The organism is Undibacterium paludis (assembly GCF_022568815.1).
Lineage (GTDB): Bacteria > Pseudomonadota > Gammaproteobacteria > Burkholderiales > Burkholderiaceae_D > Undibacterium.
In genome coordinates, this window is sequence record NZ_JAKZHX010000009.1 from 214,959 (window position 1) to 229,945 (window position 14,987).

Annotated in this window: 15 protein-coding genes and 2 tRNA genes; 6 read left to right on the plus strand and 11 right to left on the minus strand. The window is 48.4% G+C overall.

Annotation, left to right across the window (positions count from 1 at the left end; all coding sequences use genetic code 11):
* Positions 1-107 precede the first annotated feature (107 nt).
* Entirely contained in the window at positions 108-614 is a 507-nt protein-coding gene (locus LZ463_RS16815; protein WP_241456964.1) for a hypothetical protein, read from the plus strand.
* A 121-nt stretch (positions 615-735) separates the two neighbouring features.
* Here LZ463_RS16815 and LZ463_RS16820 read toward each other — a convergent pair whose 3' ends face one another.
* The 4 genes from LZ463_RS16820 to LZ463_RS16835 form a co-directional block, all read right to left on the minus strand.
* Positions 736-1,488 (minus strand): CPBP family intramembrane glutamic endopeptidase, encoded by a 753-nt coding sequence (locus LZ463_RS16820; RefSeq protein WP_241456965.1) that lies wholly within the window; start codon positions 1,486-1,488, stop codon positions 736-738.
* A 139-nt stretch (positions 1,489-1,627) separates the two neighbouring features.
* The gene (locus LZ463_RS16825; RefSeq protein WP_241456966.1) at positions 1,628-2,203 is read right to left on the minus strand and encodes a TetR/AcrR family transcriptional regulator; all 576 of its coding nucleotides are present in this window, start codon (positions 2,201-2,203) and stop codon (positions 1,628-1,630) included.
* Between the two features lie 296 nt (positions 2,204-2,499).
* Positions 2,500-3,957 (minus strand): Ppx/GppA phosphatase family protein, encoded by a 1,458-nt coding sequence (locus tag LZ463_RS16830; protein WP_241456967.1) that lies wholly within the window; start codon positions 3,955-3,957, stop codon positions 2,500-2,502.
* 206 nt (positions 3,958-4,163) lie between these two features.
* On the minus strand, positions 4,164-5,030 hold the full coding sequence (locus LZ463_RS16835; RefSeq protein WP_241456968.1) for a class I SAM-dependent methyltransferase: 867 nt from the start codon (positions 5,028-5,030) through the stop codon (positions 4,164-4,166).
* 322 nt (positions 5,031-5,352) lie between these two features.
* On the opposite strand from LZ463_RS16835, the gene LZ463_RS16840 reads away from it, so the two are divergent.
* From LZ463_RS16840 to LZ463_RS16850, 3 genes are all read left to right on the plus strand, one after another.
* Entirely contained in the window at positions 5,353-5,934 is a 582-nt protein-coding gene (locus LZ463_RS16840; protein WP_241456969.1) for a hypothetical protein, read from the plus strand.
* 137 nt (positions 5,935-6,071) lie between these two features.
* On the plus strand, positions 6,072-7,271 hold the full coding sequence (locus tag LZ463_RS16845; protein ID WP_241456970.1) for a hypothetical protein: 1,200 nt from the start codon (positions 6,072-6,074) through the stop codon (positions 7,269-7,271).
* Positions 7,272-7,293: 22 nt separating this feature from the next.
* Positions 7,294-8,424 (plus strand): hypothetical protein, encoded by a 1,131-nt coding sequence (locus LZ463_RS16850; protein WP_241456971.1) that lies wholly within the window; start codon positions 7,294-7,296, stop codon positions 8,422-8,424.
* Positions 8,425-8,818: 394 nt separating this feature from the next.
* On the opposite strand, the gene LZ463_RS16855 is transcribed toward LZ463_RS16850, so the two are convergent.
* The 6 genes from LZ463_RS16855 to LZ463_RS16880 all read right to left on the minus strand — a co-directional run bounded on the left by LZ463_RS16855 (position 8,819) and on the right by LZ463_RS16880 (position 12,719).
* Positions 8,819-8,894: transfer RNA gene (locus tag LZ463_RS16855), tRNA-Lys, on the minus strand.
* A 65-nt stretch (positions 8,895-8,959) separates the two neighbouring features.
* Positions 8,960-9,035: transfer RNA gene (locus LZ463_RS16860), tRNA-Lys, on the minus strand.
* 70 nt (positions 9,036-9,105) lie between these two features.
* The gene (gene ybgF, locus LZ463_RS16865; protein ID WP_241456972.1) at positions 9,106-9,867 is read right to left on the minus strand and encodes a tol-pal system protein YbgF; all 762 of its coding nucleotides are present in this window, start codon (positions 9,865-9,867) and stop codon (positions 9,106-9,108) included.
* 99 nt (positions 9,868-9,966) lie between these two features.
* A complete protein-coding gene (gene pal / locus LZ463_RS16870; protein ID WP_241456973.1) occupies positions 9,967-10,494 on the minus strand; it encodes a peptidoglycan-associated lipoprotein Pal in 528 nt (175 codons plus the stop codon).
* A 47-nt stretch (positions 10,495-10,541) separates the two neighbouring features.
* Positions 10,542-11,825, minus strand: coding sequence for a Tol-Pal system beta propeller repeat protein TolB (tolB, locus tag LZ463_RS16875; RefSeq protein WP_489686130.1), 1,284 nt, complete (start codon positions 11,823-11,825; stop codon positions 10,542-10,544).
* A 9-nt stretch (positions 11,826-11,834) separates the two neighbouring features.
* A complete protein-coding gene (locus LZ463_RS16880) occupies positions 11,835-12,719 on the minus strand; it encodes an energy transducer TonB (protein ID WP_241456975.1) in 885 nt (294 codons plus the stop codon).
* 317 nt (positions 12,720-13,036) lie between these two features.
* Between LZ463_RS16880 and LZ463_RS16885 the strand changes: the two genes are divergently transcribed.
* Both LZ463_RS16885 and LZ463_RS16890 read left to right on the plus strand, forming a co-directional pair.
* Positions 13,037-13,600: a cytochrome b gene (locus tag LZ463_RS16885; protein WP_241456976.1), complete on the plus strand. Its 564-nt coding sequence runs from the start codon at positions 13,037-13,039 to the stop codon at positions 13,598-13,600.
* Between the two features lie 12 nt (positions 13,601-13,612).
* A complete protein-coding gene (locus LZ463_RS16890; protein ID WP_241456977.1) occupies positions 13,613-14,092 on the plus strand; it encodes a GNAT family N-acetyltransferase in 480 nt (159 codons plus the stop codon).
* Here LZ463_RS16890 and LZ463_RS16895 read toward each other — a convergent pair.
* Positions 14,079-14,981, minus strand: coding sequence for a LysR family transcriptional regulator (locus tag LZ463_RS16895; protein WP_241456978.1), 903 nt, complete (start codon positions 14,979-14,981; stop codon positions 14,079-14,081). The genes LZ463_RS16890 and LZ463_RS16895 overlap by 14 nt on opposite strands.
* Positions 14,982-14,987: the final 6 nt, after the last annotated feature.

Genomic DNA, 14,987 nt, shown 5'->3' on the forward strand with positions numbered 1-14,987 from the left:
TGCGGTATTGGCATTCAATACTTTACAAGCAACACGTGGCATTGACCGCGGACTATGTCATCCTGAGCCCGTCATTTAACTCAACGGAACGGATCAGTCACGACATCATGAATACCTTCAAATATCTTATTGCCGTCGCAAGCAGCGTACTCGTCAACCTGGCAGGTGCAGAAGAAGTTTTAAAATGCCGCGCCAGTTTCCCGGATTTTGGCAATGGCAAACATCAATTTGCCATTCAGATAGACAAGTCGACTGATGGAACGATGAAAGCAATGATTGATGGCAAGCCTGCCAATCAGGATATCACCATGAAAGACTACCCTGTATCCAGGGATCTTGACTTTGAAATCGATACCTATTCAACAGCCTACGGCAAGCTCAATGAAGCGGAAACCTCGCTCGTCCACATCTACAAACTGCAACATGACCCGCGCCTGGCTGAAAAGACGAGCATATCGTTCCCCTTAAAGGAAGTCATCAGGATACACTTTTACGACCTGGTCGGCGGCAAACCTAACAAGTTTGGTGGTACAGTATTATTTGAGGCCTATGACAAATCCGGCAAATTATTAGGTCGGGTGTTCAGATCAATGATGGTGGCCGATTGCATTTGATTGCCCTCTTCCAAGCCTGCAAAATAACAGGGGTAGAAACGGGCTGAATACATTCAGAATTGCAAACGAAGCATTACAGTTATTTTACTGTGAACTGCGCTTGCTTTCCGTCACGGCGATTTTACCAATTCGCATTTAAGAGGCCAAATCCGGCGATAATATCCCACCCCGCATGCTCAATAATACCAGCACGTATATTGCCACGCCATTTGGCAAGTATACCCAGGAATAATCCATGCAGTACGATGGCTACTACTGAGCCAAAGCCTTCATACGCATGCCCTATACCAAACAGGACGGCCTGCAGCAAAATGGCAATACCGACATTTCCCGTCATTAAAGCGAGCTGGCGCTGGAGATAACCCCGAAACACGATCTCTTCACAAATGCCTGCACTGATGGATAAACATATCCAGACAGCGACGCCTAATAAACCAGCCGGTTTGGAAGAAAGAATTGGGTTACTGGAAGGTGCGCCCTGATCAGGCAAGAGAGTATGCACACCATGTGAACATGCGTAAATCACGACGAATGCAAGTACCGCATAGATACAGTCACCCATCAATTTACCCAGCGTGAAAGACTTTAATTCAAAAAATTCCAGAATTGAACGGCCATAGCCTTGCATGCCCTTATAAATGAAGAATGCCCAGTACCATAGCACAGCAATCATGATCAAATTGACCTTAATCATCTGTGATGGATTAGCTGCCTGGCTGACACCGGATTTATTTGAAGAGTTCAGTATGCCCGCGACCAGCAAGATCATGACAATGCCAAACAAAGTGAATGTATGCCTGGGCGAAGCCAATAATTTCCTGGAGTTTTCTATTATTCCCGCGCCGCTGGTTGAAGTGCCATCAAGTTTATTCATGCTGAGCCTATCCTTATATCTGGTGAAGTTCGTGCGCAATACAACAGGGGAGAATTTTCATCGATGCCAGGAAGGCCGGGGGCAGAAGTACTATCGATTTCTGCCCATCCTTCCAAGCCCTATTCCTGGAATTTCATACTCATAAAACTCGGGGTTCTTGATTCCCAAGTTTGAATTTTTCAGTATGCTGACTTAACAGTGAAACAAAGAATTTCAAGGCGCTGGTAGTGCGATCAAAATCGCCCGTGCTCATATATTCCAGCACCAGGCCATCAATCACAGCACTGCACAGGGTTGCAATAATGCGACGATCAGCTGATTCAGGTATGCCATGTTCAAGCACAGCCAGCCAACTGGAACTCGTATCGGATAGATATTGCGCATAGACTGCGGGGTTTTGCATTGCCAGTACCTGCACCTCAAACAGCAAGCGCACATAACGAATATTGTTCTTATCGGTAATCCAGCACCAGAAAGTCTCCATGCTCGCCCCGCCTTGAGCGGTTTGCATCATCTTGACTACTGATTGCTGAACCCGCGAGCGTACCTCTTCCATCACGACCGTGATCAGTTTTTCCTTGGACTCGAAGTGATAGATCAATAATCTCGCACTGCTGCCAATTTTCTCTGCCAGTGGCCGTAGCGACAGTTCAGCCAGGCCATAGCTCAAAAAGTAGTCAAGCGCATTGTCGCGCAGTTCATCTCGTCTAGTCATGAAACAGATGTTACATGAAACACTCGTTACATACAAGAAAATTATTGCACATCATTTAATCGCCCCATATTTCAAGAATGGGCTTGGGCAGCGCAAATTCGAAGATCTGGTCGCAAGCTGCATTACGGGTATTGATTACCTTAGTTGCAGTCCCCTGCTATGGCAGAGACACGAGCCCCCTTAGAATTTTTATCTATGCATGCTCCTGTTGGGTCCCCCCAATGCAAAAACGCCCGATGCTATGCATCGGGCGTCTTCACGATTCTTGTTTAATTGAGCAATGAAAGACTGGACAGCTAAACACTCGCCCTGACCAAAAAATCTATGCCTATCTCACGCCATGCTTCAATTTCTTTTTGCAGCCAGTAAGAGACCGTAGGGTGAACACTGACCCAGTCGCGCTTCATTTCCAGCTCTACCCGCCCCTTCATTTTCAGACGTATGTCTTCAAAATTGATCTCTGCCCGTGAATGCATGAGCATGACAGCCAGGCGCAGGGCCAGTACGGCCTTGGCAAAATCCTGGTCAACCAGCCCTTCGCCAAGTTTGCGCAAATTACCTTTTTGGCTGAGGATGAGCTTGCTCATGACTCTTTGTTCACGCGTGGTGAAGCCAGCCATATCTGCATTTTCTATCATGTAGGCGCCATGCTTGTGATAGCCCGTATGCGAAATCGCCATGCCGACTTCATGCAGGGTGGCGCTCCATTGCAACAGGCGCACATAGATATCAGAAGCCGGTTTTAATTGCTGATACAGGGACTTGACCATATCTGCCACGCGATTGGCGCGTGACAAATCGGTGTGGAACAGCAGGGCAAAATTCTGCACCGACACTTCACGACGGTCACGCTTGGTGGCTCGCAGATACAGATCCCACATCACCCCCATGCGCAGACCAGCCTCGACCGGGAGCAGGATACTGATATTAAATTCTGTCATCAGGCCGATCAAAATCGCCAGGCCGCCAACCACCATGGCCACCCGTTCCGGTTTGATGCCACTCAATTCCAGTTGATCGATCTGTCCGCATTGCAGGCAATACTGCTTGAGGGCATTGAGGCTTTTCAGCGTCAGTGCGCCATCGCCAAGACCACCCTTGCTGATCGCATCAGAAATCGCCCGCATGGTGCCTGACGAGCCATACGCCTTGCGCCAGTGCTGCGGCTGGTAAGGTGGTGCGGCATCTTCAAACATCGAGCGTGCTGACAGGATGGCAGCATCAAATGCAGCCTCGGTCAGGCGGCCATCCGGGAAAAAGCTGGCACTGTGCTTGACCGTACCAATGCTAAAAGACTCCACCTTGACGATTTCATGGCCGTGTCCCAGTATTACCTCGGTCGAACCACCGCCTATGTCCAGTACCAGGCGGCGCTCGCCCGGTATGGAGACTGCATTTGACACACCCATATAGATCAGGCGGCCCTCCTCTTCGCCAGAAATAACCTCAATGGGGCAACCGATTGCTGCCTCAGCCAGCGGCAACAAGGTACTGGCATTTTTAGCGATGCGAATAGTATTGGTCGCCACCACCCGCAGGTTTTCAACCGGGTAGGCATTGAGGATTTCACGAAAGCGTGCAAGGCAACTGATTGCCTTCTGCATGGCTTCTGGTGTCAGGTTGCCGCTTTTGTCCAGGCCAGCTGCCAGCCTGATAGGATCACGGGCACTTTTGATTACCTTGATCGCATCACCTTCATGCCTGGCGATGTGCATACGAAAACTGTTGGAACCCAGGTCAACGGCGGCCAGCATGTTTTCTATCCTTTACTGATGAGGTGTGAGTTTGACGCGCATTGATGCACAATAATGCACATTCAGGCATATAAAGACGCAAACCACGATACAAAAACAAAATAAGAGTAAATGATATTAATCATTCTTTATGACTAGTCGGTGACCACCCTTATCTGGAGTGGCGCACTAGCAACAGCCCGCGACCGACAACATAAACCCTACTGCTACACAAAGAATCGTCTTTGCATCGCTTCCAGTCCCGTTGTCTTCAATACTTCTGCCAGGCGCTCTGCCGGGCGTTTTGACGGCAAGCCCTTGTATTCTGCCACGATCAATTCATTTTTCATCGAATGCTCCCATCCTACCAGTTCTGTGACCCTGACCTGATAACCATGCGCTTCCAGTTGCAGGCAGCGCAGCACATTGGTGATCTGGCTGCCAAATTCACGCGTATGGATGGGGTGACGCCACATTTCTGACAAGGGGTTATTTCTGACTGCATCACCCTTGGTCTTGCGCAATTCTGCCGCGACCTCAGCCTGGCAGCAAGGCACCAAGACCATGAACTGTGCCTTCTTCTTCAAGGCAAACTGTATCGCATCATCGGTTGCCGTATCACAGGCATGCAGGGCCGTGATGATATCGATTTTTTCCGGCAATGCCGCCGAAGTGATGGAATCTGCAACAGACAGGTTTAAAAAAGACATGCCGGGAAAATCCAGGCGCTTCGCCAGGTCGGCAGAACGCTGCACCAGCTCATCCCTGGTTTCTATGCCATAGATCCTGGCCTTGCTCTGCGCCTGCCCCGATTTAAAGAACAGGTCATACAGGATGAATCCCAGATAAGACTTGCCGGCACCATGATCAACCAGGCTGATATCTGCATGATCCTGCTGCAATTTCTGCAACAAGGGCTCGATGAATTGATACAGATGATAGACCTGCTTCAATTTGCGGCGGCTGTCCTGATTCAGCTTGCCGTCACGCGTCAGTATATGCAGCTCTTTCAGCAATTCCAGCGACTGGCCGGGACGAATCTCGTGCTTTTCCGAGCTGTCGGTTGTTTCTGTCCTGGCAGTTTTCTTTTTCATGGCAATCGTTCGTCGTGCTCAAACATAAGGTCCAGCATGATAAGGCATAAGCCCATTCACGGCAAAAGAAACACAAGCAGGTTCATCAGGAAGATGCAAGCAAGCCACCATAGCAAGCACCATAACAGGCTTGGGACAAATTTTCGCTGTCAAAACATATATGAAGCATCCGCATCAACTTCACAATGCATGCAAATAATAATTCAACAAGATAAATTAGGATAAATATTAACCTATTAGCCATTTAAGCTCTATCCATCGTTTCCAGTACCAGGCAGCGATGCATAAGCATCATCTTTCATCAATGATCAAGGAAAACAACATGAGCGATATAGTGAATGAAGCCGAACTGACAGAACCATCCGACCTGAAACGCCGCAGCCTGCTGCAACTGGCTGCGGGCATCGCAGCAACAGCGTCAACAGCAGCGGCTTCAGCAACAACAAATCTGCCCGCAACCGGCAAACCCGGTGATTTCCACTTCTTGTCTGGCAACTGGAAAATCAGGCATCGCCGCCTGAAAGGTGGTGAATGGGATATCTTTGAAGGCGAAGCCAGCGTCGTTGAGATATTGGGCGGCGTCGCCAGCGTGGAAGAACTGCGCATCCCTTTACGCAATTTCAGTGGCATGGGCCTGAGGCTGCTGGATGTAGAGCGCAAACTATGGGCTGATTACTGGGTCAATGGAAAGAACGGCATACTCACCCCGCCACCATCCTGGGGCAGCTTCAGCAACGGCGCCGGCATCTGGGAATCAGAAGACAAGGACGGCGACCAGACCATCCTGGTACGCGGCGTATGGGACCAGATCACCGGCAACACCTGCCGCTGGTACCAGACCATATCACGCGACCAGGGCAAAAGCTGGCAAGAGAACTGGATAATGCACTGGCAGCGTGCCTGAACACCGACAGGTCTTGCCTAACAAACGGCTGATTAGTAAAGCAAACAAGACACATAATAATCAATGCAGCATGCTATGCTTAACATATATCTTTAGATTAACATGTACGCAACTATTCAGCTAATTCGGTCCTAAAAATGAATACACCAAAAAATGGATTACTTCGCGATGAGCGAGTTCATTGTTTTTCGCTAATGTCAACAATGACAGTACAAAATTATCTATCATTCGTTGAGCCGGCCTACCATACTCGAGGCGGGCTAAGAGGGCAACGAGAGCCGCTCAAAACAACAACTGCACGCAGAATCAGACAACGAATGATTAGCGACATAGTGAAAGGAGCATTGCTTCCACCGATTGTCATCGGCGTAGTAATAGGTGATGAGAGCAAACTAAATATTCTATCAAATAGTACCGACGTTGAAATATTAGACCTTTTAGCCAAAGACCTAGTAAGCCATATTTCCATTATTGATGGGATGCAAAGAACCACGGCTCTACTGGATGCAATCGCTGAAGCTGAGGCAGTAAAAAATCATCTTGTTCGCGTCGAGATTTGGTTTTCCCAATCCACTGACAACCTTATTTACAGGATGTTAGTACTCAATACAGGACAAGTTCCTTGGAACATTAAGCATCAATTACAAGTTGTCTATGCGCCATTAATTGATGAGATGTCCAGAAAAGTTAAGTTCGTTCGACTCATTTCACTACCAAGTGGTGGTCGCAGAACAAAAGGAGGAGAATTTAGTGCGGATAATTTAGTAGAGGCATACTTGGCTTTCGGTCTCCGTAGGCTCGAAATTGACACACAGGAGACCTTAGCTGATGAATTTTCTCGATTAGATATCGCAGAAAGTTTAGTACTGGACAAATACAACAAATTTTTCTACCCAATAGCACAAGCGATGGTTGATCTGGATAAATCATTTTCTCGCTTTGACGATAGCGATGCCGAGTCAAAAGAAGAAACCGAGACTACGAAATTTACTATCGGAAGAAATATTTTTGATTCACAACCGGCTAGAATCGGTTTTGTAGTGGCATGTTCGTTATACGTACTTGGTCGAATTGGCATGGATCGCACTGTTGAAGATAGTGAAGCAGCCTTAAATTCTCTTTCATCTGGCGTAGGAAATCTAACAGCACAATTGCAAAGTCTTGAAATGGACGCGTTAAAGGAATTTCTTAGTTTGGAAATTTTGAGTGAAAAAATAAAATCCGTAAAACGTTCTGCAATTGGTCGCAATGACAGAGTTTTCTTTGAAAAAGCGTTCAAAGTATTAATTGAAGAAGATTTTAACGTTCCGAACTTAGGCGTCTGCTGGAGAGCCTAACGTGCCGAGGACCAAAAAAGAAATGAATGGATCGATTTTTCAACTCCTATTTGAGCGTGCAGCTAATGAAAATGTAATTATTCAGAACGCAGACAAGTCAAGATATATCACCAAGATTAGTGATGAAGATTCTGAGTTGTTGAGTGACGCAAAATTATCAGCACTTCTGCTTGGACGAAAAAGTCGAATTGTACAAATTGAACATCGCGAGGAAACCTACTTTTGTTTATTTGATTTCCCCGAACCCGATGTACCTCCAGAAGGAATTGAGGCTACTCCTCTCACTCCCGCTTTGTTTACATGCGCAGTACTGGAAGCCAAAGTTCTTTCGAATGCGACCGGTTCGGAAATAAAAAATGCTATTGAATCAGATTTCATTGACAATGCGGGCTATGCCGGACACAAACTTGACGTAATCACACCTCTATTTCCAACAGTTCTAGCCTACAAGGGAAGTGTTTATTATGAGTATCAACATGATCTTCAAAGGATTACGGGTTCCTTCATAGCACGCACCCTAGACAATCTTCAGATTGAATTGGAGAGAACCACCATAGAGTCTTTGATCGATTTTTTTGAAGCAGGCCCTCGACATATTCCGTATGCCAATATCGTTCGAGGTATGATGACTCTGACGTGGGAAGGTCTATTTCTCGATACTTATCGCTGTATAGAGCAAATCTATTCTTGTACGAAAGTTGCTGCTTTAAAAAATGACTGGGCATCGAATAAACCGCTAAGACAATTAGCAGAGTTACTTGAGACGCACTTGTCTTGGCGACCAAAAGAAGAAGATGCCCTGATAGCGATCTTAGAGAAGTGCGACAAAGCCAGTATCAAGGAAGCTTGCATTTTGCTTCGTATTCCTACAGAAGAAACAGTACATGTAGATGGGCAAGAGACAGTGCGGCCACGCACTGATGAGAAACTGGCTAAGTCGGTAGCAGGCAATATTTATAGCATTCGAAACAACTTAGTACATTATCGACCAATTCATGAAATGGTCAAAAAAAATGATTCAGAGTGGAACTGCATTATTAGGTTAATGCTTAAACTGGTACGTGAAGCTTACGAACTATTTGGACCGTCATTTTTTGAGGATGGAATAAGTGCGATCCCAATCCCTCCGCAACAAGAAGTTACGATTGCATAGGTTAGGAATTATTTAACACCTGAAAGGTATGGTCGCTCTACAGCAAATTAAGCAAAAATGATCATAGACAATCGCTATGCTATTTTTTTGCTATTCGCATCAATATATCTAGCACATGCGATGATACACGGTAGGGTAGATTTATAGCCGTAACAAGCCCAGAGAGTGCTTTGGAACAGCATTGTTTATGTCACGCGACCAAATAATTAGTTATGTATCGATATCGAGCGCAACAACAATAACTGACGTATATCTAATTGCACACAAGACTCGCATTATTATTTTTGCTTAACCGCCAATGACTATCGTGGTTAGTTACATAAATAACCTCAATTGCAGCAGCAGAAATTAAAAAAGCCCACGAATCGAAATTCGTGGGCTTTTTTGAGAATTTTGGTAGGCCGTGCGGGATTCGAACCTGCGACCAACGGATTAAAAGTCCGCTGCTCTACCAGCTGAGCTAACGACCCAAAACTGCTATGTACTTCTGAAAAATTTAAAGACTTAGTAACACGACCTAAGTCTTTGGAATTCGTGGTAGGCCGTGCGGGATTCGAACCTGCGACCAACGGATTAAAAGTCCGCTGCTCTACCAGCTGAGCTAACGACCCCCGAAAGACCGAAATTATAGTATGTCCCGGACGCTCTGTCAACGGCACTACCAGAATATCGGGCCGGGCCTTATTTCAGGGCGGCCAGGCGGTTCTTGGCTGCCTGTGCAGCTTCGGTGTCAGGGTACTGTGCAATCACGCTTTCCAGGGCTTTTTTAGCAGCTGGTTTTTCTTTCAGTTCGATATGGCAGGATGCGATATTGAGCAAGGCATCTGGCGCCTTGGGATGGTCAGGATAATTCTTGACCACTTGCTGCATGTTCAAAATCGTATTGCGGAAATCGCGTTGTGCGAAATACGAGAAGCCCAGCCAGTACTGTGCCGAACCGGCAAACGCAGACTGCGGGTAGTTCACCAGAAAGCTCGAAAACGCCGGTGCAGCATTTTTGTAGTCCCCAGCCTTGAACAGGGTCAGCGCTGCATCATAGGCGCGCTGTTCGTTGACATCCACCGTGGCTTCTTTGCCATCGACTGTCATACGCTTGGGTTCCATCTTGCGCATGCGGTTGTCGAGGTCGATATAAAAATCCTGCTGACGTTTCTGCGTATTTGCCAGGTCGTTGGTCAGTATTTCTATCTGGCCACGCAGCCTGGCTATTTCCGCACGCAGTTGTTCATTTTCATTTGCCAGTTCCAGAGCGGTGCTCTTGTCAGCCTTGGTCTCCAGCTTGTTGTCAAGACGGGCGCTGACAGCGTCTATCTTGGTGCGCAGGTCCAGGATAGCCTTGCGCGCTTCGTCATCGTCAAACAGACCGGCAGATGCCATGGATGGCATAAAGGCGCAGGCAAATGCTGCGGCGACAAAAGTGGAGCGTAGAGAATTCAATTTCATGGCAACCTGAAAAAAATAAAAACCCGCTGGATCAGCCAACATGGCGATCCGGCGTCAAATGCAAAGAAAGCCTCTTACGAGGCTTTCAGGTATGAAGAATTACTTGTACAGAATGTCGGAACGACGATTTTCTGCCCAAGATGCTTCGTCACTGCCAGTTGCCTTTGGTTTTTCCTTACCCAGGGAAACTGCTTCAATCTGGGAATCAGATACACCCAGCAAAGTCAGGGATTTACGCACTGCTTCTGCACGTTTTTGACCGAGTGCCAGGTTATATTCACGACCACCGCGTTCATCAGTGTTACCCTGGATCAGGATGTTACGGTTCTTGTTTGCTGCCAGGTATTTGGCGTGAGCCTCAACCACTGGTTTGAACTCATCTTTGACAACATAGCTGTCGAAGTCAAAATACACGCTACGTTTTGCCAATGCACCTTGTGTCAGCGGGTCAACAGTTGCTGTTACTGTCTTGACGCCACTTGTATCTGGCTGGGTGTTGTTGGTGGTGGAGACTGGCTTGTCTTCAACTTTCTTTTCTTCCAGTGGTACTTTGGAAGCACAGGCAGACATCAGAACGACGCTGGAAATCAACATGGCCAGGGTTTTGGATTGGGATGTAAAACGCATTTTCTCTCCTGAAAAATTAAATAATTGAGCAAATAATAAAGTACTGCTTATTTCATGAAAGGACCCCAGGTGGGCTCCCGAATATCTCCGGCCTGGACCGTCAATTTCTGCTTCACCTTGCCGTCTACTGATACAACTGCGAGCGAACCACGGCGGCCCGATTCAGTGGCATACATGATATACCGGCCATTGGGTGAAAAACTAGGTGACTCGTCTTTTGTCGTATCAGACAGTCTTTGTTCCTGACCACTGGCCAAATCCATCACATAGAGCTGGAATTTGCCTTCGCGACGTGAAATATAAGCCAAAGTCTTGCCGTCGGGGGATATTCTTGGTGTGATATTGTAATTACCGCTGAAAGTCACGCGTTTTGCCTCGCCACCACCGGTGCCGATACGGTAAATTTGCGGGCCGCCACTGCGGTCACTCAAAAAATAGATGGACTGGCCATCAGCAGAAAATTGCGGCTCGGTGTCAATGCCGCTGCTGCTGGTCAGTTTTTGCAGGTTGCTGCCATCAGGATTGACAGTAAATATCTGTGTCTGGCCATCACGTGACAGGGCTACGGCCAGCTTGCTGCCATCAGCCGACCAGGCCGGTGCAGAGTTGCTGCCCTTGAAGTTGGCGATGATGGTTCTTTCACCGGTCACCAGGTTCTGCACCCAGATGACGGGTTTGCGTGATTCAAACGATACATAGGCGACCTTGGTGCCATCAGGTGACCAGGATGGCGAAATGATGGGCTCACTCGAGCGCAGGGCGACCTTGACGCCTTCGCCATCGGCATCGGCGATTTCAAGCCGGTATTCAGAACCGGCCTTGGTCACATAAGAGATGCGGGTCGAAAACACACCGCGCACACCAGTGAGTTTTTCATAGATATCGTCAGCGATGCGGTGCGCTGTCAGGCGGATATTGGCTGGCGGCGCAGAGACTGAGAAACCGGACAAGGTGCTGGTCTTGAGTGTATCGAGCAGTTTATAGCGCACATCAAAACGGCCATCTGCCAGGCTCTGCACGCTACCGACAACCAGGGCGTCAGCGCCTTTGGCTTTCCATTCACCAAAATTGACTGCGGCGTTTTCATTCAATACGACATTGGTGTCGATAATTTTGAAATAGCCGCTACGGTTCAAATCATCCCGGATGATGCTGGTTACCTGCTGCGGCGTCAGGGCCTCATCGGTAAAGGCTGCAATGGCGATCGGTATCTGGTTGGACCCGACACCGGCTACTTCGACGCGAATTTGCGCTCCGGCAGGTGCGACGGCTGCCAGGGTGCCGATGGCGGCAACCACGGCACTGAGGGCTATTTTCTTGAATATGGACATCATCAGTATTTATTCTTCTTTCATACGATAGACCAGCACAAGGCTGGACGGGACTTCACCTGACTTATCGCGTGGGAAAGGTGCGGACTTTTCTATGCCCTTTGCCACGGCGTCGTCAAAACCCAAATTACCCGAAGATTTGGTTTTGCGTATTCCACCACGTAGTGAACCATCTGGCAATAGCGAAATGGCGTATTCGACTGTAGGATTACCGGCCGTGTTATCCATTGCGCCGTAATTTGTGTTGGACCTGACCTTGGCGGCAATTTTTGCCAGGTAGCTTGGATCACCGCGATTATTGCCGGTTGATTTTTCACTGGTACCAGAACCGCCGCTACCGGCAACTGCCGCCTGCTTGGCGACGCGGGCCAGTTCATCCTTGAACAGCTTGTCGCTCTTTTCCTTATCCTTGGCGGCCAGCTTCTTCTTGTCGGCCTCTTCTTTGGCCTGTTTTGCCTGTTTTTCAGCAGCGAGCTTCTGCTCGGCCAGTTTCAGTTGTTCTTCTTTGTGTTTTTTCTCGGCGAGTTTTTCAGCCAGCTCACGCTGCAGTTCTTCCTGCTTTTTCTTTTCAGCCAGCTTGCGCTTCTTTTCCAGCGCCAGGGCGATCTCAGGATCTTCTTTCTCTACCTCTTCCTTGACCGGAGTTGGTACTTTGGGCTTGTCTTCCACAAGCTGGGGTTCTGGCTCCACGACAGGTTTGGGGGCAGCCTCGCGATGGGTTGTATCCCAGATTTCAACTTCTTCTGCCGGGCTGGCCTTGTTTTGCCAGCGTATGCCTATCCACAGAAAACTTAACAAAAGAACATGCACAAGGGCGGCCAATGCGATTGATCGCAATTGACCTGGCTGATGCGGGTGATTACCGGGATGCGCCTGCTTGGAAACCTGATTCATAGTCTAGTAGACTCAATTTGCCTGACTTGGTTCCGGCATTAACATGCCGGAGTAGTGGCAAAACTGCATATCAAACTGTTGCAACAGCTGAAATTATAAACCGCAAACTGCATTTTTCCTTAGTCTTCGCAATGTATTAAATAATAAAAAGTTAATTTTTTCATCAATCCCTGGCAATTAAAGCAGTATTCATACATATACAGTGGCAAAAATTACCAATAAAATAATTTCAATCAAGCATGTTCAATTGAGATGTTTTTTGAACTAGCAGAGGCATTCTATTGTCAACCACCACGTCAGTCACTCAGATTACTCACATGGATAATGCAGACAAACTCAGCAAATTGACCATCATCCTGCATTGGCTGGTCGCAATCGCCATGATTGCCCTGACGGCCATCGGTCTATACATGAGCAAGACCGAAACATGGGCGCTCTACCCTATTCATAAATCATTTGGGGTCCTGGTATTTTTTATTATCATGCTGCGCGTGTTCTGGCGTATCAGGAATGGCTGGCCCGAAGCGGCCGGCGATTACTCCAGGCTGGAACATGTATTGGCCAAACTCGTGCATTGGGTATTGATAGTGGCGACTATTGCCATGCCAGTCAGTGGCATGATTCATTCTGGCGCCAGCGGACATGGCTTCGGGATTTTTGGCCTGACCATCGTGCCTGGCAATCATGCGGCCAGCGATCCGGACAATGTCACTCCTTATCATGCCGGACTGGCAGAGGCTGGTGAATTCTTGCATGAGGCGATTGGTTATCTCCTGATTGCCGCCATCATTCTGCACATTGTCGGCGCCCTGAAACATCATGTGCTTGATCGCGATGCGACCTTGCTGCGCATGCTGGGCAAGTCTGCACCAGGCAAATGATCCATACCAAATATGATTAGCATCAATGATGTCTTGCCAGCAGAAATCAGCTCTCTGCTGGCCATGTTGCTGGCCCTGGGTGAGAGTGACGGTGTCAAGGAAATCCTGACAGATGAAAACAGCCTGACCGATGCCCTGTTCTCGACCACCCCTGCCGCCTATGCCAAATTTGTATGCGTTGATGATGAACCGGCTGGCTTTGTCATCTATTCGTGGAAATGGGGCACTTTCACCGGCAAGCGCGACATGTATATGCAGGCGATTTATATCAAGCCTGAATACAGGCGCCAACGCCTGGGCGAAGCAGTCATGAAGCACCTGTCACACATTGCCGTCACACATCAGTGCACAAGAATAGAATGGCTGACCGTCAAAGACAAAGACATGAGCAAACGGTTTTATGATGCGATCGGCGCAACCGAAGCAAGCCACATGCAGGTACGCAGACTGCAGGGGCAAGCCTTAACAAACCTGTCCCTCACTGCTGGATGAAGGCTTTATAGAACTCGATAAATGCCCTTACCCTGGCGGGAACATGTCTCCCCGGTGGCAGCACGGCATACATGCCGCCACTGGCCAGCACATGTTCAGGTAGTACCTGTATCAGTCTGCCCGCACTGATGGCGGCTTGCGCACTGAATTCTTCCATGACTGACATGCCTGCACCGTTCTGCAACAAGGATAGCAAGGCGTTGGGTGAGTCGACTTGCAGGCGGGACTTCATGTGTACGGTCTGAGCATGGCCCTGGGCATCAGTGATTTTCCAGGTCAGGGGTGTTGGCAGCAAAGAAAGGGCTATCCATTCATGCTGCGCCAGATCTTCTGGCTTTTTGGGCCTGCCATGTTTTTTCAGATAAGCCGGTGACGCCAGTATGAACTGGCGGAACTCGCCAAGCTTGATTGCCCTCTGTGAAGAATCGCGCAACCAGCCCATGCGAAAGGACAGGTCTATACCATCCGATACCAGATCAGAAATCCTGTCGCTGGTACGCAAATCTATGCGCAAACCAGGGTGCATGGTGGCAAATTGCGCAACAGCAGGTGCGACAGATTGTGTGGCATGACTGACGCTGGCAGACAGGCGCAACAAGCCCGTCAGCTCCCCCTTTTCGCTGCCCGATTGTGTCAGTGCATCTTGCAGACCTGCCAGCAAGGGTTTGCATTGCTCATGCAAACTGCGCCCCATATCCGTCAATGCCATTCGCCTGGTAGTCCGGGCAAACAGGCTGATGCCCAGTTGCTGTTCCAGCCTTGCGACCTGTATGCTGATTCTGGCTTTGGCTACGCCCAATCTGTCGGCAGCGGCTGTAAAACTGCCTGCTTCGACGACCGTGTCGAAAATTTTTAGCGCATTCAGATCTATCTGGTCCAGTTTTGACATCACATA

Bases quoted from the DNA above. Each gene is read 5' to 3' on its own strand.
- LZ463_RS16890 (WP_241456977.1), top strand. From the start codon at position 13,613: ATGATTAGCATCAATGATGTCTTGCCAGCAGAAATCAGCTCTCTGCTG.
- LZ463_RS16820 (WP_241456965.1), bottom strand. From the start codon at position 1,488: ATGAATAAACTTGATGGCACTTCAACCAGCGGCGCGGGAATAATAGAA.
- LZ463_RS16850 (WP_241456971.1), top strand. From the start codon at position 7,294: ATGAATGGATCGATTTTTCAACTCCTATTTGAGCGTGCAGCTAATGAA.
- pal (WP_241456973.1), bottom strand. From the start codon at position 10,494: ATGCGTTTTACATCCCAATCCAAAACCCTGGCCATGTTGATTTCCAGC.
- LZ463_RS16830 (WP_241456967.1), bottom strand. From the start codon at position 3,957: ATGCTGGCCGCCGTTGACCTGGGTTCCAACAGTTTTCGTATGCACATC.
- LZ463_RS16815 (WP_241456964.1), top strand. From the start codon at position 108: ATGAATACCTTCAAATATCTTATTGCCGTCGCAAGCAGCGTACTCGTC.
- LZ463_RS16825 (WP_241456966.1), bottom strand. From the start codon at position 2,203: ATGACTAGACGAGATGAACTGCGCGACAATGCGCTTGACTACTTTTTG.
- ybgF (WP_241456972.1), bottom strand. From the start codon at position 9,867: ATGAAATTGAATTCTCTACGCTCCACTTTTGTCGCCGCAGCATTTGCC.
- tolB (WP_489686130.1), bottom strand. From the start codon at position 11,825: ATGTCCATATTCAAGAAAATAGCCCTCAGTGCCGTGGTTGCCGCCATC.
- LZ463_RS16840 (WP_241456969.1), top strand. From the start codon at position 5,353: ATGAGCGATATAGTGAATGAAGCCGAACTGACAGAACCATCCGACCTG.
- LZ463_RS16835 (WP_241456968.1), bottom strand. From the start codon at position 5,030: ATGAAAAAGAAAACTGCCAGGACAGAAACAACCGACAGCTCGGAAAAG.
- LZ463_RS16895 (WP_241456978.1), bottom strand. From the start codon at position 14,981: ATGTCAAAACTGGACCAGATAGATCTGAATGCGCTAAAAATTTTCGAC.
- LZ463_RS16845 (WP_241456970.1), top strand. From the start codon at position 6,072: ATGAATACACCAAAAAATGGATTACTTCGCGATGAGCGAGTTCATTGT.
- LZ463_RS16885 (WP_241456976.1), top strand. From the start codon at position 13,037: ATGGATAATGCAGACAAACTCAGCAAATTGACCATCATCCTGCATTGG.
- LZ463_RS16880 (WP_241456975.1), bottom strand. From the start codon at position 12,719: ATGAATCAGGTTTCCAAGCAGGCGCATCCCGGTAATCACCCGCATCAG.